This window comes from Agrobacterium sp. MS2 (assembly GCF_003261015.1).
GTDB lineage: Bacteria > Pseudomonadota > Alphaproteobacteria > Rhizobiales > Rhizobiaceae > Agrobacterium > Agrobacterium pusense.
The window spans coordinates 182,546-207,577 of record NZ_QLNF01000039.1; the positions used below are offsets into that span (position 1 = coordinate 182,546).

The 25,032-nt window shown below is 60.8% G+C and carries 26 protein-coding genes; 9 read left to right on the plus strand and 17 right to left on the minus strand.

The features are described from left to right. Window positions 1-175 precede the first annotated feature (175 nt). The 5 genes from DOU54_RS14665 to DOU54_RS14685 form a co-directional block, all read right to left on the minus strand. Window positions 176-1,342 (minus strand): phage portal protein, encoded by a 1,167-nt coding sequence (locus DOU54_RS14665; protein WP_042936777.1) that lies wholly within the window; start codon window positions 1,340-1,342, stop codon window positions 176-178. A gap of 236 nt (window positions 1,343-1,578) precedes the next feature. Beyond that, window positions 1,579-1,887 carry a Dabb family protein gene (locus DOU54_RS14670; protein ID WP_113382214.1) on the minus strand — a complete coding sequence of 103 codons (309 nt, stop codon included), beginning with the start codon at window positions 1,885-1,887 and terminating at the stop codon, window positions 1,579-1,581. A 58-nt stretch (window positions 1,888-1,945) separates the two neighbouring features. Further along, window positions 1,946-2,584, minus strand: a complete 639-nt coding sequence (locus tag DOU54_RS14675) for a lysozyme family protein (protein ID WP_113382157.1) — start codon at window positions 2,582-2,584, stop codon at window positions 1,946-1,948. Window positions 2,585-3,140: 556 nt separating this feature from the next. Further along, window positions 3,141-4,400 (minus strand): DNA-packaging protein, encoded by a 1,260-nt coding sequence (locus DOU54_RS14680; protein ID WP_162749697.1) that lies wholly within the window; start codon window positions 4,398-4,400, stop codon window positions 3,141-3,143. Further along, window positions 4,397-4,924 (minus strand): hypothetical protein, encoded by a 528-nt coding sequence (locus tag DOU54_RS14685; RefSeq protein WP_113382216.1) that lies wholly within the window; start codon window positions 4,922-4,924, stop codon window positions 4,397-4,399. Before DOU54_RS14685 ends, DOU54_RS14680 begins: the two co-directional genes overlap by 4 nt. Before the next feature lie 340 nt (window positions 4,925-5,264). Between DOU54_RS14685 and DOU54_RS14690 the strand changes: the two genes are divergently transcribed. Then, window positions 5,265-6,905, plus strand: a complete 1,641-nt coding sequence (locus DOU54_RS14690) for an alpha/beta hydrolase (RefSeq protein WP_162699461.1) — start codon at window positions 5,265-5,267, stop codon at window positions 6,903-6,905. Window positions 6,906-6,928: 23 nt separating this feature from the next. On the opposite strand, the gene DOU54_RS14695 is transcribed toward DOU54_RS14690, so the two are convergent. Then, on the minus strand, window positions 6,929-7,768 hold the full coding sequence (locus DOU54_RS14695) for an SDR family oxidoreductase (RefSeq protein ID WP_113731473.1): 840 nt from the start codon (window positions 7,766-7,768) through the stop codon (window positions 6,929-6,931). Between the two features lie 143 nt (window positions 7,769-7,911). Here DOU54_RS14695 and DOU54_RS14700 point away from each other — a divergent pair, with 143 nt between their 5' ends. Beyond that, window positions 7,912-8,280 carry a winged helix-turn-helix transcriptional regulator gene (locus DOU54_RS14700; RefSeq protein WP_004440721.1) on the plus strand — a complete coding sequence of 123 codons (369 nt, stop codon included), beginning with the start codon at window positions 7,912-7,914 and terminating at the stop codon, window positions 8,278-8,280. Window positions 8,281-8,510: 230 nt separating this feature from the next. Here DOU54_RS14700 and DOU54_RS14705 read toward each other — a convergent pair whose 3' ends face one another. Then, window positions 8,511-8,942: an Lrp/AsnC family transcriptional regulator gene (locus DOU54_RS14705; RefSeq protein WP_004440719.1), complete on the minus strand. Its 432-nt coding sequence runs from the start codon at window positions 8,940-8,942 to the stop codon at window positions 8,511-8,513. Between the two features lie 123 nt (window positions 8,943-9,065). Between DOU54_RS14705 and DOU54_RS14710 the strand changes: the two genes are divergently transcribed. Then, window positions 9,066-10,166 (plus strand): saccharopine dehydrogenase family protein, encoded by a 1,101-nt coding sequence (locus tag DOU54_RS14710; protein WP_004440717.1) that lies wholly within the window; start codon window positions 9,066-9,068, stop codon window positions 10,164-10,166. 143 nt (window positions 10,167-10,309) lie between these two features. On the opposite strand, the gene DOU54_RS14715 is transcribed toward DOU54_RS14710, so the two are convergent. Next, window positions 10,310-11,770, minus strand: coding sequence for a protein adenylyltransferase SelO (locus DOU54_RS14715; RefSeq protein ID WP_004440714.1), 1,461 nt, complete (start codon window positions 11,768-11,770; stop codon window positions 10,310-10,312). Between the two features lie 171 nt (window positions 11,771-11,941). Here DOU54_RS14715 and DOU54_RS14720 point away from each other — a divergent pair, with 171 nt between their 5' ends. Both DOU54_RS14720 and DOU54_RS14725 read left to right on the plus strand, forming a co-directional pair. Beyond that, window positions 11,942-13,660 (plus strand): glycoside hydrolase family 32 protein, encoded by a 1,719-nt coding sequence (locus DOU54_RS14720; protein ID WP_044458786.1) that lies wholly within the window; start codon window positions 11,942-11,944, stop codon window positions 13,658-13,660. 72 nt (window positions 13,661-13,732) lie between these two features. After that, window positions 13,733-13,906 (plus strand): hypothetical protein, encoded by a 174-nt coding sequence (locus DOU54_RS14725; protein WP_004440709.1) that lies wholly within the window; start codon window positions 13,733-13,735, stop codon window positions 13,904-13,906. Window positions 13,907-13,925: 19 nt separating this feature from the next. On the opposite strand, the gene DOU54_RS14730 is transcribed toward DOU54_RS14725, so the two are convergent. Continuing rightward, the gene (locus DOU54_RS14730) at window positions 13,926-15,305 is read right to left on the minus strand and encodes an MFS transporter (protein ID WP_193603351.1); all 1,380 of its coding nucleotides are present in this window, start codon (window positions 15,303-15,305) and stop codon (window positions 13,926-13,928) included. A 176-nt stretch (window positions 15,306-15,481) separates the two neighbouring features. On the opposite strand from DOU54_RS14730, the gene DOU54_RS14735 reads away from it, so the two are divergent. Beyond that, window positions 15,482-15,730 (plus strand): hypothetical protein, encoded by a 249-nt coding sequence (locus tag DOU54_RS14735; RefSeq protein WP_004440706.1) that lies wholly within the window; start codon window positions 15,482-15,484, stop codon window positions 15,728-15,730. Here DOU54_RS14735 and DOU54_RS14740 read toward each other — a convergent pair. The 6 genes from DOU54_RS14740 to DOU54_RS14765 form a co-directional block, all read right to left on the minus strand. Then, window positions 15,727-15,897, minus strand: a complete 171-nt coding sequence (locus DOU54_RS14740) for a type II toxin-antitoxin system RelE/ParE family toxin (RefSeq protein WP_286079913.1) — start codon at window positions 15,895-15,897, stop codon at window positions 15,727-15,729. The two genes, DOU54_RS14735 and DOU54_RS14740, sit on opposite strands and share 4 nt — an antisense overlap. 220 nt (window positions 15,898-16,117) lie before the next feature. Next, on the minus strand, window positions 16,118-16,318 hold the full coding sequence (locus DOU54_RS14745) for a heavy-metal-associated domain-containing protein (protein ID WP_006700082.1): 201 nt from the start codon (window positions 16,316-16,318) through the stop codon (window positions 16,118-16,120). Window positions 16,319-16,364: 46 nt separating this feature from the next. Then, entirely contained in the window at window positions 16,365-16,787 is a 423-nt protein-coding gene (cueR, locus tag DOU54_RS14750; RefSeq protein WP_113382160.1) for a Cu(I)-responsive transcriptional regulator, read from the minus strand. Then, a complete protein-coding gene (locus DOU54_RS14755; protein ID WP_162749698.1) occupies window positions 16,784-19,369 on the minus strand; it encodes a heavy metal translocating P-type ATPase in 2,586 nt (861 codons plus the stop codon). Before DOU54_RS14755 ends, cueR begins: the two co-directional genes overlap by 4 nt. Before the next feature lie 49 nt (window positions 19,370-19,418). After that, on the minus strand, window positions 19,419-19,799 hold the full coding sequence (locus DOU54_RS14760; RefSeq protein ID WP_004440697.1) for a YkvA family protein: 381 nt from the start codon (window positions 19,797-19,799) through the stop codon (window positions 19,419-19,421). A 67-nt stretch (window positions 19,800-19,866) separates the two neighbouring features. Then, window positions 19,867-20,475: a class I SAM-dependent DNA methyltransferase gene (locus DOU54_RS14765; protein ID WP_113382161.1), complete on the minus strand. Its 609-nt coding sequence runs from the start codon at window positions 20,473-20,475 to the stop codon at window positions 19,867-19,869. 107 nt (window positions 20,476-20,582) lie between these two features. Between DOU54_RS14765 and DOU54_RS14770 the strand changes: the two genes are divergently transcribed. Then, the gene (locus DOU54_RS14770) at window positions 20,583-20,858 is read left to right on the plus strand and encodes a type II toxin-antitoxin system RelB/DinJ family antitoxin (protein WP_113731474.1); all 276 of its coding nucleotides are present in this window, start codon (window positions 20,583-20,585) and stop codon (window positions 20,856-20,858) included. After that, window positions 20,855-21,190 carry a type II toxin-antitoxin system YafQ family toxin gene (locus DOU54_RS14775; RefSeq protein ID WP_113382162.1) on the plus strand — a complete coding sequence of 112 codons (336 nt, stop codon included), beginning with the start codon at window positions 20,855-20,857 and terminating at the stop codon, window positions 21,188-21,190. Before DOU54_RS14770 ends, DOU54_RS14775 begins: the two co-directional genes overlap by 4 nt. A gap of 28 nt (window positions 21,191-21,218) precedes the next feature. Here the strand turns inward: DOU54_RS14775 and blaOXA are convergent, their stop codons facing one another. Together blaOXA and DOU54_RS14785 are read right to left on the minus strand one after the other, a co-directional pair. Further along, a complete protein-coding gene (blaOXA, locus tag DOU54_RS14780) occupies window positions 21,219-22,043 on the minus strand; it encodes a class D beta-lactamase (RefSeq protein ID WP_037091572.1) in 825 nt (274 codons plus the stop codon). 170 nt (window positions 22,044-22,213) lie between these two features. Beyond that, window positions 22,214-22,693 carry a YcgN family cysteine cluster protein gene (locus DOU54_RS14785; protein ID WP_003497144.1) on the minus strand — a complete coding sequence of 160 codons (480 nt, stop codon included), beginning with the start codon at window positions 22,691-22,693 and terminating at the stop codon, window positions 22,214-22,216. A gap of 253 nt (window positions 22,694-22,946) precedes the next feature. On the opposite strand from DOU54_RS14785, the gene DOU54_RS14790 reads away from it, so the two are divergent. After that, window positions 22,947-25,032, plus strand: a 2,086-nt coding sequence (locus DOU54_RS14790; protein WP_193603348.1) for a transglycosylase domain-containing protein, incomplete at its 3' end; no start/stop codon positions are given.

A 25,032-nucleotide genomic window follows, 5' to 3' on the forward strand; every position in this document is an offset into this window, starting at 1 on the left:
CGTTCTAGGATGTTGTCATCGGGCGGACGCGCCGCGTCGCACGCAGCCGCTTCCTGCGCGCCTGCACCGGGTGATTTTACGAATCTTCGGAATCGCTTGGACGGATGAGCTCACAAAGAGAATCCGCTTCTTCAGACAATGCTTGAACCGTCAAAGCGAAAGAAACGCCGTCCTTTCAATAACCGACGGCCTCGCGTTTTTCCTCGTCGCTCAGGAACGAGGCTGCGCCGATGCGTGTCCAGAGCGCGTCCCGCTCGCCCGCGAGCCCGGCAATCCGATCGAGATCGGCTTCCAGTCGCAGGCCCACGCCGAAGATCGGCGCAAGCCAGCCGCAAAGCCTCGCCGCCGTGCGGTTGACGAGCGGCAGCACGGTGAGGCGATAGAAGGCGCGGTTTGCTTCCTGGTAATTCGCATAGGTATTGTCGCCGGGAATGCCGATCAGCATTGGCGGTACTCCGAGTGAGAGCGCGATATCGCGGGCCGCGCCGTTGCGGGCTTCCAGAAAGTCCATGTCGCGCGGCGATAGTCCCATCGCCTTCCAGTCCAGCCCGCCCTCCAGAAGCAGCGGCCGGCCGGCATTCATGGCGCCCTGATAGCCCTCCTCCAGCTCGCGCTTCAGCCGTTCATATTGTTCGGCGGAAAGATTGCCGCCTTCCCGCGGCTGATAGACCAGCGCGCCGGAAGGCCGGGCGGAATTATCGAGCAGGCGCTTGTTCCACTGGCTGGCCGCGTTGTGGAGATCAAGCGCCGCGCCGGCGGAGGCGAGCGGCGCGAACCCCACCCGGTCATCCAGCGGATGGAACAGTTTGAGATGCAGCAGCCCCAGCCCGTCCCGCTCGGCGGCGATGCGCCGCGTGGCCCGGCCTTCGGCGCGGTAATCATAAGCCGCCGGCCAGCCATCCGGCCCTTCGACAATGCTGAGCCGGTCAGGCCGGAGAAGATGCAGTTCACGCAGCCGCCCGCCGACCACAAGCGGCTCGACATAGGCGTTTCCGGCCAGCATGAGGTGGCCATAAAGCGCCTCGAAGAAATCCGGCCCGCCCATGTGGGCGCCCGGCCTCGCCAGAAGCGCCAGCAGCGGATGATCGCCTATCTCGTCATCGCCGTCGTAAAGCAGCCAGTTCACCGACGCGGCCGCTTCCGCCACCATGCGGGCAGCCCGGTGGGCTACGGGATTCTTCATGAAACCCTCACGGGCAAGCGCGGCATAGGACCGGCCGGACCAGAAGGCCTGCCCGCCCTGCATGGCCACGGCCATGAAGCCGCCAGCCATTTTCCGGTTTTCGGGCATGGCGTTGCCATCCGCCGGGCGCTTGCGCGGCAGGGAAAAGGGAAATCGCATGACGGTGTCCTTGTTTGTGATGTTCCTCATCCCTGGCTTGTCACAGGGAACCAGCCAGCCCAGCTCTATGGGCGGAAGAGAGTCTTGTCGTCGCGCAGACACGCGTCGGCTGGTTTCCTGCGACAGGCACAGAAATAAGGGATACCGGGACTCAAAGCCCAAACGGAAAAAGATTTTCGCCGGCTCTCGGCAGACGACGGGCAGATGCCCGTCACTTGCGCAGCTGAACCGAACCGTTACCGGATCGGTGCTTTTACTGCCGTATCGCTGTCGAAATCGGCGGCGACGCGGGTTTCCCGCAGCGGCTTCACCGTGCGGGTGGAAAGATCATAGGCGGGATCGGCCTTGTAGGCCGCCAGCGCCGCCTCGTTTTCGAACTCGCCATAAACGATGAAATCGACGTAATTGCCCCATTGGTCCTTCTTCACATTCTCGCCGATTTCCAGCTTCAGCGCATGCGGAATCGCGGTAAGGCCGGAAAGGCCCTTGCGGACGGCGTCGCGGTTTTCCTCGGGAACGGTGAAAAAGACGATATGGCGGATCACGGTGTCACCTGTCATGCGAAATTCGAAGGCGGCCTTCTCGGCGCTGCGTAACGGGTTATCACCTGGGCCGCGCCGGTTCAATCCGCGCCGCAAGAAGGGCCCGATGAAATGCGCGCCCATAATTGCCCACCAGGCCGGCCCGGTCGCTGCCATTGATGATGGCGCGCGCCGCATCCCAGTCTTCGCGCTCTGCACCGAAGAAATCCGCAAGACGTCTGCCGGTGAAGCTGCCGGCCACCATGCCCTGGATCAGGATAGCCGTCGCCACGTCCGCTTCCATGGCGCGCTCGGGGCGGCCGGTTAGATCCACCCCGGTCAGCACCGACATGGTCTCGTAATTGCGGCGATGGGTCAGCTGAACGAAGCCACGTCCCAGCCAGCTTTTCCCTTCCGCATCACGCCGCCAGTAGGGTCTGCGGACCATCGGCAGACGGCCGGCGGCAAAGGCGCGGTCGAGCCGTGCGATCGCTTCGGCATCGGTTGTCGCCAAAGTCTCGCGCACCGGCTGCATGGTTGCCGCCGTCTCGTGGAAAGCAGTCGCCAGCATATAAGCCAGCCACCGGGGATCGCCGCCGGGCAGCGCCGTCGCAAAGCCCGACAGGATCGTCTTCATCCCGGCAAGCTGCGCCGTCTGCAGCCGCCCGCCAAACAGGGATTTCCGCACCGACGCGACGAATCGCGCCTCGTCCCAGACCATGGCCTGCTCCTGATATGACACTTGATATGACTTGGGGTTCATGACCCCTGACGTCCGTCAGGACTAAATCGATTTGAAAAAACCTTAATCGATTTTAATCCTCGGACCGGGGTTTTGGAGTAAAAAATTCCTTGAATTCCGGAACCTTAGCGCGCTAACTCCATTTACCGCGCAATCCTGCAGCGTTAACCATTCAAGGAGGAATGCCACCATGACAGCGACAATCCCCCAGACCGTTTATGACCGTCTCGAAAACGAGTGGCGCCAGATGCGTGAAACCGGCTCCCAGCCGAAGCCGGCGCAATCTCCGAAGAAATAATATTTGCCCGACGCCCGAAATCGGGCGGGTCCTTCACTTTTTCTTCTCCCCGCTGGGGAGAAGATGGCCCCAAGGGTCAGATGACGGGCAAGCTCCTGACATCCATGCTCTCGCGGCACATCTTGACCGTTGCCTCTTCATCCCGCGCTGCAATCCTTCTGCCCAACGGAAGAAGAAACAGGCGGCACGCTTGAGGCGTTATTGGCTCTAGGTCCCTGGAGCCAATAAATCACCATCTCACATCCCCCGAACCTTCGGTTCGCTGGTCACCATCGTCGTCAGCGCAGTGATCGCCCAGACGAGTGCGTCCAGCCTGTCCGGCGAGCGCCCGGTCGACAGGCCTTCCGGTCCGAAATCCGTCATCTGGTCCTCCAGCTTTTCAAATCGCGCAGCGTGGCGCACCCTTCCCTGCTCATAGAGCGCGGCGACCGGTTCGGCGCGGGCGAACTTTCCGCGGCTTGCCCGCACCAGCGTCAGCGGCAGGTTGGCGTCTACGCTCTGCAGCATGGCGCGCACCATCTCGCCGCCCTGATTGACCTCTGCCACGACGCGGTCAGCCTCGTGGCGGCGGAAGGCGGCGACGACGGCGCGAGCCCAGCCGGCCGGCGTCTCGCCTTCCACCGAACAATCCGCAAGCACCGTGAGACGCCCGGCCATGCCCAGTCCCGCCACGACGATGCCGCAGCAGGAATTTTCACCACTGCCGGCCGGCGGATCGACCGACACCACGATCCGCGAAAGCGGCGCAGCCGCAACCTCAACGATCGCTTCCAGATCGGCGCGTTTCCATAACGCGCCCTCGCGCTCATCGATCAGTTCGCCGCCAATTTCCTGACGGCCGAGCCGCGTGCCGCCGTAGCGGTCCTGCATGGCTTTCAGAAAACCGGGCGAAAGGTTCCGCGCGTTCATGGCCGTCGGCATCCGGGCCACCCGGCTCGAAGGATCGGCCAGAAGCGCCTTCAGCAATGGAATGGGCCGTGGCGTGGTCGTCACCAGCTGTCTTGGCAATTCACCCAGACGCAGGCCGAACTGCAGCATGTCCCAGGTTTCCTGTGGATGTTTCCATTTGCCCAGCTCATCCGCCCAGGCCATGTGGAACTGCGGCCCGCGCAGGCTTTCCGGGTCTTCCGATGAGAACACCTGCGCCATCGCCCCGTTGGGCCAAAGCAGCCGCCGACGCGACACCTCGAAGGCGGGACGATGGCGGCGGGCAATACGGCAGATGCCGGAAATGCCGTCGATCATAACCTCCCGGGCGTCACCCAGCGTTTCGGCAACCAGCGCGATGCGCAAATCCGATTGCCTGCCGGCGGAAGCGACGGCGTGAACCCACTCCGCCCCGGCGCGGGTCTTGCCGGATCCGCGTCCGCCGATCAGAAGCCATGTCCGCCAGTCGCCCTCCGGCGGTTGCTGCGGCAGGTTGCCGATGAAGCGCCAGTCGCGCAGAAGATTGAAGACCTGCGCCGGCAGATGGGGTCCGGTCGACATATCCGTCATGTGTCGGTTTCTGCGAAGGGGCTGCAAGCGGGATCGGTTGCCATCTTTGCGCGGCATTTCTGTTCAGCCAGTTCATCGATGCGATTGAGGAAATGCGCCACCGCCGCTTCGTAGTCCCCGACATCGGTTTCGTCTTCGCTGAAAAGAGCATCCCTTTCTTCCGCCAGCACCCGTTGCAAAGCGTCGATCCGCTCCAGCGTGCGAACGATCAGCGACAGCTGGTCCGTCGCAGCCTTCACATCGGCGCGCGCGAGCTTGCCCGAAGCATCCTCCGCCGTCGCCAGAAAGGCCGCTTCGCTCACTTGGCGGAGATTGCGGTACAGGCAGAACTGCTCGCGCATCTCCTCCGTCAGCTCATTCAGCAATTGCCGCAGGCTGCCGTTGCGCGCCGCATCTTCGGCGGCCAGCCTGTCGGCCCGCGACTTCGTCTCGGGTGCGGCTTCCGGCATGTCGTCAGCCGCATAGGCGGGCGTTTCCGGCCAGACGCTGTAGAGCGCCGGATCGCAATTGCTGGACGTTGTCATGGGATTGGCCTGCGAGAGAAAGAACAAATAAAGAGGGGCCGCGAACAAGGCGAGTTTGCTTGCACCTCACTCACCCTCATTCCTGTGACAAGCACAGGAACGCGGTGGTGAAGAAAGCGCTACGGGCAGTCCCAAAGACAACCATTGCCGTTCAGCCGCAAATCTCCGACTATAGCCAAACACTATCAAACCACCGTCACGGTGTAAAGGATTATTTTCCTATTTCTGTGATTTTTATCCTGATCACGGGATTTGCACCCTCGTCCGTCACATATTACACTTAGCATCAGGCGGTGAGTAGAAGGGACAAGTCAAGTTGGTAAAACAATGGGTTGAGCGGTTGTTTGCGGGTCTTTCAGCAACCGGCATCGTCTTTGGCACGGTTCTCTTCTGCGCTTCTCTCACACCATCGCTCCTGCCGCGAACATGGCTGATGCAAGGTGTGCTGTGCGGGTTTTCTTTCGCGATCGGTTACATGATCGGCGTCGCCCTTCATGCGATCTGGGCTTATCTGGAGCTGCCTGAACCCTCGCGTCATAATGTCCGCGGCGTTCGGTTTCTCATTGCGCTTGCCGCCGCGATTACGGCGATTGCGTTTCTGTGGCAGGCGAAAGACTGGCAGAACTCCATTCGCGTGCTGATGGAGCTCGATCCGCTCCCCAGCGCGCACCCCACCAAGACAGGCGCCATCGCCATACTGGTGGCTGCCATTCTCATCGGCGCCGGCCGGCTGTTCCAGCTGATCCGCCGTTTCTTTGCGACGCGCAGCCGGCATTTCCTGCCGCGCCGGCTGGCCAATGTGCTCGGCATCGCCGCGGCCATCATTCTGTCCTGGATGCTGCTCAACGGGCTGATCTTCGACATCGGCCTCAGATTTGCCGATTCCTCGCTGAAACAGGTGGATGCGCTGATCGAACCCGATGTGCCGCGCCCGTCCGATCCGCTCAAGACCGGCAGCAGCGCCTCGCTGATGACATGGGAATCGCTCGGCCGTCGCGGCCGCGAATTTGTCGCTGAAGGCCCTCGTAGCGCAGACATCTCCGCCTTCACCCACCGCCCGGCCAAGGAGCCGCTCCGGGTCTATGCAGGCCTGAACTCCGCCTCGACCCCGAATGAAAGGGCATCCCTGGCGCTTGAGGAACTGAAACGTGTCGGCGGCTTCGACCGCAAGGTGCTCCTGGTGGTCATCCCCACCGGCACCGGCTGGGTCGATCCGGAAGCGCTCGATACCGTCGAGTATCTGCATGACGGCGATATCGCCAGCGTTGCCGTGCAATATTCCTATCTCTCAAGCTGGATAGCCTTGCTGACGGAGCCGGATTACGGCGTCGAGACGGCGCGCGCTTTGTTTGAAGCCGTTTATGGCTACTGGACCACCTTGCCGAAGGAAAAGCGGCCGAGGCTTTACCTGCACGGCTTGAGCCTCGGTTCGCTCAACTCGCAGAAGTCCTCCGATCTTTACGATGTGCTCTCCGACCCCTTCCAGGGCGCGCTGTGGAGCGGCCCTCCCTTCTCCAGCCCGACATGGCGCATGGCCACCAATGGCCGGGTGAAGGGCACGCCGGAATGGCTGCCGCGTTTCCGCGATTCCTCCGTCATCCGCTTCGCCAACCAATATACCACCGCGCATATGCCTGATGCGACCTGGGGGCCGATGCGGATCGTTTATCTGCAATATGCCAGCGACCCCATCACCTTCTTCGAGGCCGCCTCGCTTTACCGGCGGCCGCAATGGATGGTGCATCACGGGCCAGACGTTTCCACATCCTTCCGCTGGTTCCCGGTCGTCACCCTGCTGCAGCTCGGCCTCGATGTTGCCGCCGCCACCACGGCGCCGATCGGATATGGCCATGTGTATGCGCCGGAACATTACATCGATGCCTGGACGGAGGTAACGGCGCCGCAGGGCTGGAATGCCGAGGATATCCAGCGGCTGAAGATGTTCTTCAAGGCCCGCCGCGGCTCCACCGATCCGGCTTAAGCGCGGCGGGCTCTCGTTGAGTCTCAGCCTTTAAGCCGGTCCAGATTGTCGGCGATATAGGTCTCCAGCGAACGCGGCGCATGGCCGGTCAGCGTTTCCACGTCGCCGGTCACCACCGCGGTCCAGCCCTCACGAACGGGATGGAAGATCGAGGCGAGGAAGGACGCGTAGTCCTGCGGCACACCTGCACCCGTGAGGATGCCGATAAAGACCTCGTCCGAAACGGCGGCATAAGACACTGGCTTGCCGATAGCCTGCGAAATCAGTGCTGCCGCTTCGCCGTAGCCAACTGCCCTTGGTCCGGTCAGATTGAAGGCCTTGCCGTCAAAGCCCGTGGATGTCAGAGCGGCGGCGGCGCTATCGGCGATATCGCGCACATCGATGAAGCTTGACTTGCCCTCGCCCGCCGGAACGGCGATCTGGCCGTGGTCGATGCCGGCTTTCCAGTAGCTGTGGAAATTATCGGCAAACCAGTTGGGACGCAGGATGACGTAAGGCGTGTCTGACGCGATGATCTTCAGCTCGATCTGGCGATAGGGAATGGAATCGTCGGCATCGACGCCGAGAACGCTGAGGAACACGATCTTCACCTTCCGGCGTGCGGCCTCCTCGACAACGGGCGTCAGCGCGTCGATGGCATCCAGACGCCCGCCGGAAAGAAGCAGGAACAGGCGGTCAACACCGTCGAAGGCATCCGCATAAGTCGATGCGTCGGTATAATCAAAACGCACCCCTTCGCCGCCGTCCGACGCCCTGCCGCTGCGCGATGCCGCCTTCACGTTTTCGCCCTTGGCCACCAGTGCCCTGACCAGCGGCGTGCCGATGGTGCCGGTTGAACCGATTACGAGTATCTTGCCTGCCATCTCAAATCTCCTTAGTATCTAATGGAAACCATGTTTCGAAAACACAGATACTGCGTTAGAGAAATCATGAAAAGAGAGCACTTTTCGGTTAGCTGGTTTCCTCGCGGAAACCGGTATGGCCTTGAAACAACAGGGTGAAATCGATGGCAAATATCTATGACGTTTATGAGGACCGCTGCCCGACACGCATGGTGCTGGACAGGATCGCCGACAAATGGGCGCTGCTGATCCTCGACAAGCTGCGGCGTGATGCCGTTCGCTTCAACCTGTTACGGCGCGAGATCAAGGGCATATCGCAGAAGGTGCTGTCGCAGACGCTGAAGAAGCTGGAGCGTGACGGGCTGATTTCACGGCAGGCCTTTCCAACGGTTCCTGTCACCGTCGAATATTCACTGACGCCGCTGGGGCGCACGCTGACGGACACCGTGGCGGCGCTTGCCCATTGGGCGGAGGGCAATATGGACGCGGTGATGGCGGCACAGAAGGCTTATGATGAGCGGACGGTGGTTTAGACGGTTTCGCCTTCGCGTAGCGAGAGAAACATAGGAGTGGCAATCCTTTGTTGTTTCGTTTTGCAGACCATCGCTTCCGTCATACCGGACTTGATCCGGTATCCAGCCAGCCCAAGTCCATGGGCTGAAAAGACTCTGTTCCCCGCGCAGAAGCGCAGCGACTGGATGCCGGATCAAGTCCGGCATGACGGAAGTGGGTTTCGCTTATCTTCCACTCTTTCAAACGCTTCTTACCGCGAGATCCGCGTCGACAGAATGATCGATGACAGCGTGCGCTCCACGCCGTCCAAGGCGCCAATGCGGTCGATCAGCCGGTCGAGATCGAGGATCGAAGGGGCGGCCAGAATGGCGATCAGGTCAAATGTGCCGCTCACCGAATGCAGCGTCGTCACTTCCTTGATGGCGGCAAGCGCCGCAGTCACCGCCGGCAGAGCCTTCGGCCCGATGGTGATGAGCACATGCGCGCGCACCAACCCGGAAAGATAACTTTCCGAAAGCCTGAGGCCGTAACCCGCGATCACGCCGTCTGCCTCCAGGCGCTCGATGCGGGCCTGCACCGTGGTGCGCGAAAGGCCGAGCCTGCGCGCCAGTTCCGCCACCGGCATGCGGGCATTTTCGGAAAGCAGCGCCAGCAGCGCCCGGTCCTTGTCAGTGATCGTCATAGTGATCAATCCTGTCGTCTTATCGTTCAATAATAACGAGCGATCTGCACATAGTGAAGCTCCGAATCGCAGCGAAACCGCAATATGATTGTGCCCTACGGATTTTTCTGCGGGGAACAAAACATGAAAAACATCGTCGTCATAGGTGCGGGCAACATCGGCTCGGCCATCGCCTGGATGCTGGCCGCCACAGGCGATTATCGCATCACGGTTGCCGATCGCTCGGCCGACCAGCTGGCCAATGTGCCAGCACATGAGCGCGTCGACACCGAGATCGTCGACATCACCGATCGTCCGGCGCTGGAAGCACTGCTAAAAGGCAAATTCGCGGTGCTATCCGCCGCCCCCTTCCACCTGACGGCGGGCATTGCCGAAGCGGCCGTTGCCGTCGGCACGCATTATCTCGATCTGACCGAAGACGTGGAATCCACCCGCAAGGTCAAGGCATTGGCGGAAACGGCGGAGACGGCGCTCATCCCGCAATGCGGCCTCGCGCCCGGCTTCATTTCCATCGTCGCCGCCGATCTTGCCGGCAAGTTCGACAAGCTGGACAGCGTGCGTATGCGCGTCGGCGCGCTGCCGCAATATCCGTCCAATGCGCTCAACTACAACCTCACCTGGAGCACGGACGGGCTGATCAACGAATATATCGAGCCCTGCGAAGCGATCGTCGAAGGCCGCCTCACCGCCGTTCCGGCGCTTGAGGAGCGTGAAGAATTCTCGCTCGATGGCGTCACCTATGAGGCTTTCAACACGTCAGGCGGTCTCGGCACGCTCTGCGCCACGCTGGAAGGCAAGGTGCGGACGATGAATTACCGCACCATCCGTTATCCCGGCCATGTCGCGATCATGAAGGCGCTGCTGAACGATCTCAACCTGCGCAATCGCCGTGATGTTCTAAAGGACCTGTTCGAGAACGCCCTTCCCGGCACCATGCAGGATGTGGTCATCGTCTTCGTCACCGTCTGCGGCACCCGCAACGGCCGCTTCCTGCAGGAAACCTACGCCAACAAGGTCTATGCCGGTCCCGTTTCCGGCCGGATGATGAGCGCCATCCAGATCACAACCGCCTCAGGCATCTGCACGGTTCTCGATCTGCTTGCCGAAGGCACGCTGCCGCAGAAGGGCTTCGTGCGCCAGGAGGAAGTGGACCTGCCCAAGTTCCTCGATAACCGGTTCGGCCGGTATTATGGCGCACATGAGCCACTGGCTCGGGTGGGGTGAGCTACCGGCCTCAGTTTATTCCGTCATACCGGCCTTGAGCCGGTATCCAGCCAGCCCAAGTCCTTGGGCTGGAAATACTCTATTCGCCGCGCAGACGCGCGTCGGCTGGATGCCGGATCAAGTCCGGCATGACGGTGAGGTCGTCACGTCCCGCAAAACGTCCGAAATACCCGCTCATGGCTCATCGGCGGCTGCATATAGACGAAATTGTCCGGCCGCTCCTCGAAGGGCGTCGCAATCGCCTTCAGCATGGCGTGAAAGGGCTCGAAATCATCCTCCTCCACTGCCGCCTCGATCAGTTCCTCGATGCGGTGGTTGCGTGGGATGATGGCGGGATTAACTGACAGCATCGCCGCCGATCTTTCGGAATCGGAAATCCCCTCCCGACCGGCTCTTTCCCGCCAACGGGCGAGAAATTCGTCCGCGCCCGCAATATCGATGAACATGCCGCGGAATGGCTCGGCGTCGCCATTGACGGCATGCGAAAGACGACGGAAGGTCAGCGTATAGTCCGCTTCCGATGCCTGCATCAGCGCCAGCAGCCCCTGCACCAGATCCATATCGCCGTCTTCCTCCGCCGTCAGGCCAAGTTTTGCGCGCATGCCGGTAAGCCAGCGTTTGGGAAAGGCGGCAGCGAAATCGGCGAGAACCCCATTGGCGAGTTCAGCGGCCTTTTCCACCAGCGGATCGAGCAGCGGCAGCAGGCATTCCGCCAGCCTTGCGATGTTCCACTGGGCGATGCCGGGCTGGTTGTTATAGGCGTAACGGCCCTGCGCATCGATGGAGGAAAAAACCTTGTTGGGGTGATATTCATCAAGGAAGGCGCAAGGGCCGAAATCGATGGTCTCCCCGGAGACCGCCATATTGTCGGTATTCATCACGCCATGGATGAAGCCCACCATCATCCAGCGGGCGATGAGGTCGCATTGCCGTTGCGCTATGCCTTGCAGCAGGGCGAGATAGGGATTATCTGCCTCTTTCGCCTCGGGATAATGACGGTCGATCACATAGTCCGCGAGGTTCCTGATTGCCTCGTCATCCTCGCGCGCGGCGAAAAACTGGAACGTGCCGACACGGATGTGGCTTGCCGCGACACGGGTGAAGACGCCGCCCGGCAGGCCGACTTCACGCTGCACCCTTTCGCCGGAGAGGACAGCCGCCAGCGCCCGGGTTGCGGGAACGCCCAGCGCAAACATCGCTTCCGATACGATATATTCGCGCAGCACAGGGCCAAGCGCGGCGCGCCCGTCACCCCTGCGCGAGAACGGCGTCGGGCCGGAGCCTTTCAGCTGGATATCACGCCGTTTGCCGTTCCTGTCGATCAACTCGCCCAGAAGAATCGCGCGGCCATCGCCCAGCTGCGGTACGAAACCGCCAAACTGGTGGCCGGCATAGGCCATGGCCAGCGGTTCGGCTCCCTGAGGCACGACATTGCCCGAAAAGATCGCCGCCAGTCTTTCATCGTCAAGGCCGGTGACGTCGAGACGAAGCTCGTCGGCAAGCCCACGGTTGAAGGCGATGAGGCGCGGTGCCTTTACCGGCGTCGGCAGCACCGCGGCGCTGAAACGCTCCGGCAGGCGGGCATAGGAATTGTCAAATTTCATCACGGATAAACTCCCTGCTTTGCCTTTATATGGGGCCGGAGGGCGACGGATGCGAGCGATAAATGCCAAAGCTCCGCTCCTTCGCCTCATTCAATTTTGCGCAATGAACTTTCCATCGCCATCATCGTTCCTATGCTTGACCCGCAGAATGCCGAAAGGAAAGGAAAAGCAATGACCGTCGTTGAAGCCGTAACCGCCGAACCGGAAAGCGCCATCCGTACCATTCACACCGATCTGCCCGTCAACGCCACCTTTCATGTCTGGCTGAAGGCAAAAAAAGCCGGCGAGCCGGGTGCGGTTTCCTTCTCCAATCAAAACGGAAAATTCGCTGAAGTTTCAAGCGTCAACACCGAAGAGTACGGGTTTCGGATCTATCAGGTTTTTGGCGGCGGCCATGTGGAGCTGAGTTACGACACGGTCACCACCGCCGTTTCGGTGATTTATTGGTTCACGGCATCGGATGTACTCGAAACCGGCATCACGGTTGTTCATACCAAGCCTGACAATGCCGCGCCGGAACTTCCCGGGAGCTACCACTTCCGCCCGCCCTTCGGCTGGATGAATGATCCGAACGGCTTTGGCCGCTTCGAGGGCCGTCCGCATCTGTTTTATCAGCATTATTCGCACGGGCTGCGGTGGAACACCATGCATTGGGGACATGCTGTCTCCTCCGATTATCTTCGCTGGCGGCATCTGCCGATCTTCCTTTTTCCGTCAGAAGACCTGACCACCCGGCCGGACAAGCGCGGCGGCGCCTATTCCGGCTCCACCATTCCGCTGGTGGAAGGCACCGGCATCCGCGTGTTCTTCACCGAGCAGGTGCAGGACCGCATTCCCGAACAGCAGATACAGCTCACCGCCACCTCTTCCGATCTCATCATGGCAGGGCAGGCAGACGTCATTCTGGGCCATCGTCCGGACGGACAGGGGCTGACGCCGGATTTCCGCGATCCTTACGTCTTTCGCGGTCCCGATGGCTTATGGAAAATGGTGCTCGGCAGCCAGAGCGAGGGCGGCGGTGTCATCCTGCTTTACGAAACGCTCGACCCCACGGCTGCTTCCGGCTGGACCTATGTGGGCAAGCTCTGGGTGGAAACGCGGTATAAAACCACAGCCATCGAATGCCCCTGCCTGCTGCCGCTCGATGGCCCCGCCAATGCCCGTTCCACGCGCTGGGTGCTGATCTACGGACTGATGCACTCGGAAGACCCCGAGACAGGCCGCAAGAACCTGACAATGGCCGATGTGGGCTGGTTCGACGGCAAGGTCTTCACCAAGGAATCCGGTCAGGAGCTCGATTTCGGCACCGATAATTATGCCTTTCAGGCCTTTCTGGACGGGGATAGCATCATCGGCATCGGCTGGCTGGCCAATTGGGCCGACGCCAATCCCGAGATCGATTTCCCCACCTCCATGACGTTACCGCGCCGGATCACTTATGTGAATGGCGAGCTTCTGACCCCACCCATCGGCGCGGCCGAAAGCCTGCGCAGCCACATTCTCGACCGCACCCGGCTTGCGGCCGGCGAGCGCGTCACCTTCATCAACGGCGCAGTGGAGATATTGATCGAGCTTGCGTCGCCGGGGGTGCCCTTCGAACTCGCGCTTGATCACCCGACGGTCACGCTCGGTCTCGTCAGCGACGAAACGGGCCTCTGGATCCGCCACGAGGATGGGCGGGAGGGCCACTCCCCACATTACATTGCCAAAGGCGCAAGGGCCTCGCGCGTCCGTATCTTTCTGGATTACGGCTCTATGGAGGTTTTTGCCAATCGCGGACGGTATGTCGGCACGAAACGCATCGAGGGCTTCGAGCCCGTGCGCGCCGCTCTTTTGAAGGCCGAGTCCGGGGCGGTGGTCCACGCCACGACCTGGGCGCTGCGTCCCTAAGGAACCTTTTGGCGGATTGGGTGGTTGATAGACCAGAAACGCCCGAAAAATTCCGCCGAAAGGAGAAACGGCATGACCAAAATCCGCGACACCAGCGATCCCATCCTGTTTCCGACGGAAGCCAACGAGAACAAGACCGAGAAGAAGCGCGCCGGAAAGGGTATCGTCATCGTCATCGGCGCGATCGCCGTCATGGCCTTTGTGGTCTATCTGACGGCGATCACCATCGCCACTACCCAGTCCTGACCAGGCCGCGGCGGGGGCGCTAGCGCACGCTGCGCAGCCCCCTTGCCGTGAAGATCGCCAGCAGCGACACCACGACACCAAGTCCGTAAAGATACATCATCGGCATCGTCACGTCTGCCCGATCGACTTGCGTCACGAGATCGGTTGCAGCGGCCACGGTGCCGCTTGCACCCGCACCGGCGGCGGCTCCCAGTGTCGCGACCGTGGGGAGCAGAGCGCCCGTCATCTTGCGTTCCTCCTCCGGTGCGGCTTCCATGGCCGCCTGGCTGATACCTGCCCATGACATGCCGAAAGCCGATCCTATCAGGATTTGCCCAAGCAGCATTTCGACCGAACTGCCGGACGAAAGCCCGAGCCCGAGCAAAATGCAGCCCGGCACCATCTGATACGGGCCGTAATGCAGGCAAACCTCGCGCAGGCGATCGGAGCGCAGGCTTCCGATCAGCATTGCCACCAGGCTCCAGGCGAGCGGCATCGTTACCACGATAAAACCGGCGAAGGTGGGTCGCCAGAGATTGATGGCGACATAGGCCAGATAGACGCTGCCGAGAGCGTGGGCGTAGGACATCAGGAACAGCACCCAGAAGCCGCTGCCGAGCACCGTCTTCAACCGAAACGAATCCTTCGGAAACAATCCAACGGAAGGCCGTGTACCGGCGCGGAGCGAGGCCCACAGGAGTGCTGCACCCGCCAGCAGGGACAGGGCGCGCAGGCTCGCATCCTCGAAGGCAGAGGGAGCGGAAAACGCCAATGCGCCGACGAGGCAGAGTGCCAGCGGCACCAGCGGCCTGCGCGTCGTCACCACCGGTCGCTCGGCGGAGACGGCAATGGCAGTATAGGCCACGAGCAACAGAATCAGGGGTGCCGACAACAGGAAGGTGGCGCGCCAGGAGATATGTTCGGTTGCGAAACCGCCTGTGAGCGGGCCGATGAACGAGGCGACCGCCCAGATCGCCGCCTCGATGGCAAAGACCTTCGGCAACAGGCCGGAGCGGAAACCGGCGGGAATGAGGCTGTAGCACACGGCAACGATCAACCCGTCCGCCAGACCCTGCAAGGCGCGACCGACGACGACCCACAAGAAGTCGTCGGCGATTGCCGAAAGGAGGGAACCCATAGAAAAGATCAGGCAGCACAGCAGCAGGACCGTGCGCGCGCCGAAACGTTCGCGAAACAGCACGGCGGTGACGCCGCCAGCGACGGAACCGACGAAATAGAGGCTGTAGGCCCAGCTGTAAAAGGCCGCTCCGCCGATTTCATTCACGGCCACTGGCAAAGCCGTGACGACCGCGAACTGGTTGAAAGCGTGCAGGCCGATACCGGAGGAGATGACGGTTAAAAGCGAGAGATTGGTCCCGCTCAACAATTCACCCCAGCCGTTTTTCTCCGTCATTTCCATACTCGTCAAAGCCGCATCCTTTCGATTTTCGCGATACGGCGGGCAAACTAGAACCTCAAGCGCCATTGAGGTCAAGACAGCTTTTTCGCGCCATTCAATCCGAGGGAATTCGCAGGCGACAGGAACCCTGCGCGTTTCCGCTCGTTTGCCGAATAACCGATAGAAAGGATACCGTCATGGACCGCAAAAAAATCCTGCCCTCGAACGAAGACGCCATGGATGAAGACCTGCTCGACCTCGACATCGACGCCCTCCCCGCCAAGGGAGAAATTCCTCAATTCATCGAGCAGGAAATCGAGGAAGAAGAGGCCGAGAGCGAGGACGACCCCTATCAGGAAAGCGACGAGGCCCTGCCCGACGATGCGGAGGAACGGGTGATCAACCGCAATCCCTCGCGCGAGGGCGGGGCGTTCGACGAGGTTTAACCGCTTGTCAGGCCGGATACGACGCGTTTCAACATGTGGCGCTGATTATCCTGCCCACCGAAGAAGATGGCGAGAACACGCAATGTCTTCTCGCCGTCATCAACATCGAAATGAAAGATCGCCTGATTTTTCGCGACCCGACGAAGGCCGGGCAAAAGTTCAGGCATCAATGTCCCGTGAAACGGTGCCTTGCCGAGGGTTTGCATATCCGCCTCAATAGCGCCGATGCGCAGGACCGCCCGCTCGAATGCCTCCGGCAGCGTGTCGCCGAGGCCGCGATAGGATTGAAGGAGATGGTCGAGACGGACATTGGAGTTCTGCCTTCAAAGGAAAAATGATGCTACTCAGCAGCATATCTTTCCTTTTTTATTCCTGGAACGACGTGCGTCAGCCCGCCCGTTCAGGCGAGTAACCGGCCTCGCGGATTGCTTCCTCCGCGGTTGCGGCGTCACCCGTTACCGTGAGCCTATGCGTGGAAAGATCGATATTGACGGCGGCGTCGGGAAGGACGTCCGAAAGTGCGCCGCGCAGGGTCTTTTCGCAATGGCCGCAGGTCATGTCCGGGATGAGGAAGGTGGTTGGGGTCATGATTTCTCCTATTGGTCGGCGCCGATATTTTCGCACCGGCTTTCTTTCAGTGGGTTCTGGCGGGCTTGCTGTCTGTCTTGTCGGCACCCGCGAGATCGTCGAGGATGGGGCAATCGGGCCGGTGGTCGCCGCCGCAGCAATGGGCGAGATGGGAGAGCGTTTTCACCATGCTCTTCATCTCGGCGATCTTCTGTTCGAGATCGGCGATGTGGACGAGCGCGATTTCCTTTACCGCCGAACTCTCACGGCTCTTGTCCTGCCAGAGTTTCAGCAGCGTCTCGGTTTCTTCCAATGAAAAACCGAGCGTTCTCGCACGTTTGATGAAGCGCAGGTTGTGGACATCCTGCTCTCCATAGACGCGGTAATTATTACCGGTGCGCGCGGCGGGGTTGATGAGGCCGATCTGCTCATAATAACGGATCATCTTGGCGGAAACGCCCGATGCTTCCGATGCCTGGCCGATATTCACGATTTCACCTCCCGATGAGCGACCTTCGCCCGTTTCAACCGCAGTGCATTGGCGAGAACAAAGACGCTGGACAGCGCCATCGCCCCCGCACCGATCATCGGCGACAGCGTGATGCCGAAAGACGGATAAAGCACGCCCGCCGCAACCGGTATCAGCGCCACGTTGTAACCAAAGGCCCAGAACAGGTTTTCCTTGATGTTGCGCATGGTCGCGCGGCTCATCTCGATGGCGTTGACCGCGCCAAGAAGATCGCCGCCAACCAGCACCACGTCAGCGCTTTCGATGGCGACATCCGTGCCGGTGCCGACGGCAATGCCGATATCGGCCTCTGCCAGTGCCGGCGCATCATTGATGCCATCGCCGACGAAAGCCAGCACCTTGCCGCCTGCCCGCATCTCATGGATTGCCTTTACCTTGCCCTCGGGCAGTACTTCCGCAACCACACGGGAAATACCGACCTGCCGGGCTATGGCGTTTGCCGTACGCTCATTGTCGCCCGTCACCATAGCCACTTCGATGCCCATCGCCTGCAACGCCTTGATAGCGGTGACACTTGACGGTTTCAGCGGATCGGCGACGGCGATCGCAGCCGCCAGCCTGCCGTCGATCGCGGCATAAAGCGGCGTCTTGCCCTCGTCACCCAGCCTTGCAGCGGTTTCGGCGAAGACATCAACCGAATGACCCAGTTTGGCCATGTAACGATCCGCACCGACCTCGACCTTGCGGCCATTGACGGTGGCCGCGATGCCATAACCCGTCACGCTTTCGAAGTTCTCGATAGTTGCAGCTTCGAGTCCTGCATGGGTCGCCACCTTCTTTTCCTCCGCAGCCCGGACGATGGCTTCGGCAATCGGATGTTCCGAGCGGCCCTCGACGGCGGCGACCAGCGCCAGCACGTCGTTATCGACAAATCCTTCCGCAACCACGAGATCGGTCAGTTCCGGGCGGCCCTTGGTGACGGTGCCGGTCTTGTCGACCACGACGATCTCAGCCGAGCGCAGTTCCTGCAGGGCCTGTCCCTTGCGGAACAATACGCCCAGCTCCGCTGCCCGACCGGTGCCGACCATGATGGAAGTCGGCGTGGCAAGACCCATGGCACATGGGCAGGCAATGATGAGTACGGCCACCGCATTGACCAGCGCGAATGTATAGGCAGGTTCGGGACCGAAAATCGCCCAGACGATAAAGGTCAGCACCGCAATCGCAATGACGACGGGCACGAACAGCGCGGTAACCCGGTCGACCAGCAGCTGGATCGGCAGCTTGGAGCCCTGCGCCTCCTCCACCATGCGGATGATCTGCGACAGCATGGTATCGGCGCCCACCTTGGTCGCCTTGAACTTGAAGGCCCCGGTCTTGTTGATGGTGCCGCCAACAACCGCCGCGCCAACCGTCTTTTCCACCGGCACCGGTTCGCCTGATATCATGGATTCATCGACATAGGACGAGCCTTCGACAACTTCGCCATCCACCGCCAGCCTCTCGCCGGGACGGATGACGACGATATCGCCCATCACCAGATCGTCAGGGGAAATATCGATGGTGGCGCCATCGCGCTCTACGCGGGCGGTCTTCGCCTGCAGGCTCATCAGCTTGCGGATGGCGTCTCCGGTGCGGCCGCTGGCGCGGGCTTCGAGAAGCCGTCCGGTCAGGATCAGCGTCACGATGACCGTTGCCGCTTCATAATAGACGAACTGCGCCTCTGCCGGCAGCAGGTCGGGCGCGAAGGTCGCCACGACGGAATAGAGATAGGCGGCAGTAACGCCCAGCGCCACCAGCGAGTTCATTTCCGGCGCGCCGCGCAGCAGGGCCGGAAAACCGGTCTTGAGGAAGCGCAGACCCGGTCCGAAAATCACTGCCGTCGCCAGCACGAAATAGATGTAATAGAGGTTCTGCGTGTCGATGATGCCCATCAGCCAGTGGTGCATCGGCTCATAGAGATGGCCGCCCATTTCCAGCACGAAAAGCGGTGCCGTCAGGATGGCGGCGATCGTCAGGTCGCGTTTCAGCGCGCCCTCTTCGCCCGCATGGTGCATATGGTCATGGCCGCCGCTTTCACCGGCCGTCGCCATCTGGCTGTGGCCGTGGTGATGCCCCTCGTGCCTGTTGTGGGATTGATGGGCGGAATGGTCGTGCGGCTTTGGCGTCGCCAATGCAAAGCCGGCAAGTTTTGCCGTTTCCACCAGCGCGTCCCGTTCACGCCGGCCGCCGATCGTCTCCACAGCGGCCTTGCCGGCTGCGGTATCGACAGTGGCGTTAATGGTGGTTGCGACGGCTTCCAGAACGGCCTTCAACCGCGCCGCATCCGCGTCGCTGTGCAGACCTTCGACGGTAAATTCATGCCGATCCGGTGCAATATCGTAACCCACCTTCTTGATCGCAGCGCCAAGCGTTTTGGCCGAGAAACCTTCAGCCGGCTCGACCGTAAGCTTCTTCGTGGCGAAGTTCACGGAACTCGACATGACGCCGGGCACCTTGGCCGCGGCCGTCTCCACCCGCCGCACGCAGGAAGCGCAGGTCATGCCTTCCACGGGAATGGAAACCGGTTGATTTGGATGGGCGTGTCTGACTGTCTCGTTCATGGGAAATCCCCTTTCGAGATCCTATGTAGGGCTTCCCATGATGGGAAGGTCAAGGGAAGAAGAAATTTTTTGCCGCAAACAAAATCGTGAACGATGCCGCCAGCCACAGGGCGATGAATATGGCAGCAGCCACGCGGCTGACGGGACGGGATTGCGCGGCCGCGGCCGTCAATCGATGCTCCGCCAGCAGTGGCGGCGGCACAAGACGCACCGCAAGGAGGATGCCGAGCGGGACGATGACGAGATCGTCTAAATAGCCGATAACGGGGATGAAATCCGGGATGAGATCGATCGGTGACAGCGCATAGGCGGCGACCAGCATCGCCACCACTTTAGCCAAAAGCGGCGTGCGTGGATCGCGTGCGGCAAGATAAAGGGCGTGAACGTCACGCTTGATGGATTTCGCCCATCGCTTGAGCTTTTCGAGCATGGGAAAGTCCCTGAAACATCCGGCCTGTCGATCCTATGCGTGATCCCCGGGGACTATGCAATGGTCTCTATGATACGATCCGCCTGGCGAGATAAATCGTTGCCCCGCCGCATTGCGGATCGTTGACGACCTGATCCAGAAGCCGGAATCCATGCGTGGCGAAAAGGCCTTCGTAATCTTCACGCGCGAGGCTGGCGTGATAAAGTGGCTTGCCCTGAAGGGTACCGATTGCTTCGCCTTGCACTGACCCGGCAGTGAACATCAGGGCCGCACCTTCATTGGCATGCTGGCGGAAGATACCGAACATCCGGCGCTGATCCTCGGGACACAGGTGAAAAAAGCTGTGCCAGGCAATCAGCCCATCGAAACGGCGGCCGAGGGCCAGTTCGCGCATATCGGCAACCACCCAGAGATTTTCCGGAAAGCGGCTGCGGCAAAGTTCGATCAGCGGCAGCGAGGCATCCATGCCGGTGACGTCATAACCGTTGGCAATCAAATAGCCAGCGATCGGCTCACCCGAACCGCAGCCGATATCGAGAATGGAGCCGCCATCGGGCAGTAGCGAGGTGAACCTGTCCAGCCAGGGTTTTTCAACAAGGGAACGACCGCGCTGATTGTCGAAATCGGCGCCGTATTCAGTATAGAGCCCTATGACGTCACGGGAAGCATCCGACAAATGCTGATGTCCTTTCCGATTCCAGCAACCCATCGTCCATTATGCAGCGCCCATTGAAAATGATGCCCATTTGAGCTACATACCGCATTATTAAAAGGAGGTCCATGATGACCGCAAATGCTTATGTAAGAGCGCGCATCGATCAGACACTCAAGGATGACGCGACGGCCGTGCTGGACAGTCTGGGACTTACCATTTCCGATGTCATGCGAATGATGCTGACGCGCATCGCGCGAGAAAAAGCTCTGCCGATAGAACTGACGCAACCAAATGCCGAAACCCTCGCTGCAATTGAAGAAGCGCGCGCCTTCGTTGCTTCCAGGCGCAGTCGTTTCGATACGACGGAAGCACTATTTGACGCCCTTGATGGTAAAAAGAGGTGACCGAGAAGAAGGGCCATGGAAAGGACGCAGCATCAAAGAGAACGGTGCTGCCGCGCAGTACGGATTTTACCAGGCAATTTATCAAGGACTGGCAACGGCTGAACAATTCCGGGCGTTACGACATGGTGAAGCTGAAGGAGACCATGCTCCTTCTGATTGCAAACGACGCGCCGTTACCGGCCCAGTTTCGTGACCATGAACTGACCGGAGAATGGCGTGATCATCGCGAATGCCATGTCGGCGGGGACTTTCTGTTGATCTACACTCTCGATGAGAAGCAGAACCTTCTCATCTTCACCCGCGCTGGAACGCACGCCGAGCTCTTCAGGTAAACGTGCAATGCGAAAGACGCGATCTTGCCTACCTATGCACCGCCAGCCGCGGGATATCGCGCAGGAAGGCGTCGCGCACGGCGGGGCCGAGCGGCTCGTTTGACGGCTTGTCGGAAACACGCAGCCTTGCGAAGACGATGTGCTGGCCTTCACGCTCCGCCCAGCCGACGAACCAGCCGAAGGGGCGGTTGCGGTCGGGATTGCCCTTTTCGTCACGCATGTAGCCGGTTCCGGTCTTGCCGTGCACGGCCCAGCTTTCCGGCGCATCGAAGACCGGTACGATGGCGCGCGTCTTGGCCTGCGCATCGCGGGAGAAAGGCAGATTGCCGGCAAGCAACCGGCGAAGGAAACCGACCTGCTCCACCGGCGAGATGGTGAGCGACGCCCCCAGCCAGGAATGGGTGAGTCCATTGTTTTTGCCAGGCTCGCCCGATACATCGGCATTACCGTAACCGAGACGCTTCACATAGGCGGCGAATTTTTCCGGGCCGAGGCGGCGGGTGATCTCGCGCGAATACCACAGCACCGAATCCTGCTCCCAGATGGTCGGGTCGACCGTCTTGCGGTCGGCGGCGCGCGCCTCCGTGCCAGGTTTCCAGTCCCAGGCGGGCGATTTTTCATCCTGGAGAATACCGGCATCGTAACCGATCAGCGCCAGCGGCACCTTGAAGGTGGAGGCTGGCGCCACCCGCTGGTCGCAGGCGCCCTGCTGGTTGATGATGGCGCCGGTCTCGATTGATGTGACCAGCGTGCATTCGAAGGCCTGGGGCTGTTGCTGGGCGTCAGCGGAAAACGGCAGGAGCCCCGGAAGGGCAAGGCATGAAAGAAAGATGGCGGGCAGCCGGTAGCGCATGCGTTTTGATGTCCCTCGTCCGCTTTTGCGGATCAATTGCCGGAATGGCCGGAAGCTGTCTTTGATTTCAGACAAGTCATAGCCCGAAACCGTGACACGTTTTCGGATGACATGCCTTTAGGAGGCTGATGGGGCAGGAATAGGACCAAAACGAAAATTGCCGTTTTTCATCACGTCCGCTCCTTTTCTCCCGCCCTTTCGCCGACCGTCAGCGGCCAGTCGACCACATAATCCTCGAAGTCGTCAACATCCACATCGGCCTCGCTGACGGTGCGGCCGCGCGCGGAAATGCCGGCCTGATGCACTGTTTCGGTATCGCCGGAGACGAGATAATGCCACCAGTAGAGATCCTTGCCATCGCGCACCAGCGCATAGGCGCAGGTGGGCGGCAGCCAGCCGATCTCGTGAACCTTCTTCAGGTCAAGCTGGATACAATCAGGCACGGTGGCACGGCGGTTCTCGTAATCCGAGCATCGACAGCTCTCGCCGTCGAGCAGCACGCAGCGGACGGAGGTGAACACCACTTCGCCGGTGTCCCAGTCCTCCAGCTTGTTGAGACAGCACAATCCGCAGCCGTCGCACAGGCTTTCCCATTCCTCGCCGGTCATCTCGGTCAGCGATTTGGTTTTCCAGAACGGCGCGTCATTCATCGTTAACATTTCCGTTTCATTTTGATCTCTTGGACGGGAGTGTTTAACCGGTCCCTAATCCTTTATATCGTATCGCCAAGGGCTGGTTTGTACGATATTTTAGCATATTGGCAGGCGGCGAAGGGGTCATTGGCCCGCGAAAGGCCGCCACGTCAAGCACTTCCGACATAACCATGCCACGGTTTTGCGTCGGGAATGGGTTGAAGCGCAGAATATCGACGGTCGCATTGCCTTAAACAGGAAATATCGCCAGGTGCAGGAAGAAAAAGACGATAAAAAAGGCCGCAAAAAACGGCATATCCTGCTCCGGATCGATAGCTTCATCGACTCCGGCCTGTGGACGGCTGCGGCAAGGCTGGTGGATTTCTGGGAAGATGTCACCATCGCCTCCCGCAAGCTGCATGTCCGCGGCTGGAAGAAGCTCCTCGTCAATCTCACCTGCGACGCGCTGACCTTTGGAACGGCGGGATCGGTCGTGCTTCTGGCGCTTGCCATGCCCGCTTTCGAGGAAACCAAGAAGGACTGGCGTTATCGCGGTGACTTCGCAGTCACCTTCCTCGACCGATACGGCAACACCATCGGTCATCGCGGCATCATCCATGAAGACAGCGTGCCGATCGACCAGATGCCTGATCATTTCATCAAGGCGGTGCTGGCGACCGAAGACCGGCGCTTTTTCGACCATTTCGGTATCGATTTCATCGGCCTTGCCCGCGCCATGAGCGAAAACGCCCGCGCCGGCGGCGTGGTGCAGGGCGGCTCGACGCTGACGCAGCAGCTCGCCAAGAACCTCTTCCTCACCAATGAACGCTCGCTGGAGCGCAAGATCAAGGAAGCCTTCCTCGCGCTGTGGCTCGAGACCAACATGTCGAAGAAGGAAATTTTGAGCCTTTATCTCGACCGCGCCTATATGGGCGGCGGCACCTTTGGTGCTGCTGCGGCCGCGCAGTTTTATTTCGGCAAGAACCTCACCGACGTGACGCTTTCGGAATCCGCCATTCTGGCCGGGCTTTTCAAGGCGCCAGCGAAATATGCACCGCATGTCAACCTTCCGGCGGCGCGTGCCCGCGCAAACACCGTGCTTTCCAACCTCGTGCAGAGCGGGCTGATGACCGAGGGGCAGGTGGTCGGCGCGCGCCGCAACCCCGCCACCGTCATCGACCGCGAAGATGTGAAGGCGCCGGATTATTTCCTCGACTGGGCTTTTGACGAAGTGCAGCGGCTGGCAGCCGCGGGCAAGTTCAAGGATCACACCGTCGTCGTCCGCACCACCATCGACACCGGCCTGCAGCAGGCGGCCGAACAGGCGATGGAAATGGGCCTGCGCGAACTGGGCGAAGGGTATCGCGTCAAGCAGGGCGCGATGGTGATGATCGAAAATGGCGGTGGCGTGCGCGCCATGGTGGGCGGCCGCGACTATGGCGAAAGCCAGTTCAACCGCGCCACGGCGGCACTGCGCCAGCCGGGTTCCTCCTTCAAGGTCTATACCTATTCGGCCGCCATGGAAAAAGGCATGAAGCCGGAAACGCTGATTTCCGACGCGCCGGTAACCTGGCGCGGCTGGTCGCCGCAGAATTACGGCCGCTCCTATGCGGGTAAGGTGACGCTGCAGATGGCGCTCGCCAAGTCCTACAATACCGTGCCGGTCCGCCTCGCCAAGGACGTGCTCGGCACGCAGGTCATCGTCGATACCGCCAAGGCGATGGGTGTCGCCACGCCGCTGCGCAGCGACAAGACCATCCCGCTCGGCACATCGGAAGTGACGGTACTGGATCAGGCCACCGCCTATGCCGTTTTCCCGGCTGACGGCATGCAGTCGCGCCGCCACGGGATCGAGCAGGTGCTGGATTACGAGGGCAATGTTCTCTACGATTTCAGCCATGACGAGCCGCCCGCCAAACGCGTGCTGTCCGTAGACGCCAATTCGAAGATGAACCAGATGCTGGTGACCATTCCCGTGATGGGTACGGCGCGGCGCGGCGCGCTTGACAATGGCATCGTTTCCGGCGGCAAGACCGGCACTTCACAGGCCTATCGCGATGCCTGGTATGTGGGCTTTACCGGCAACTACACCACCGCCGTCTGGTTCGGTAACGACGATTTCACGCCGATGAATAACATGACCGGCGGTGCGCTGCCCGCCATGACCTTCAAGCGGCTGATGGACTATGCCCATCAGGGCATGGAGCTGCGCCCCATCCCCGGCATCCAGAACCCGCTGCCGACCGGCGCCCGACCGCAGCCTTCTGCGGAAGTGGCAGCCGCAGCCAGCAGCACACCCGCCCTGCCGGCCCTCACCCGTCCCCGCTCGCTCTCGGCCGAGGCGACACGTGTAATCC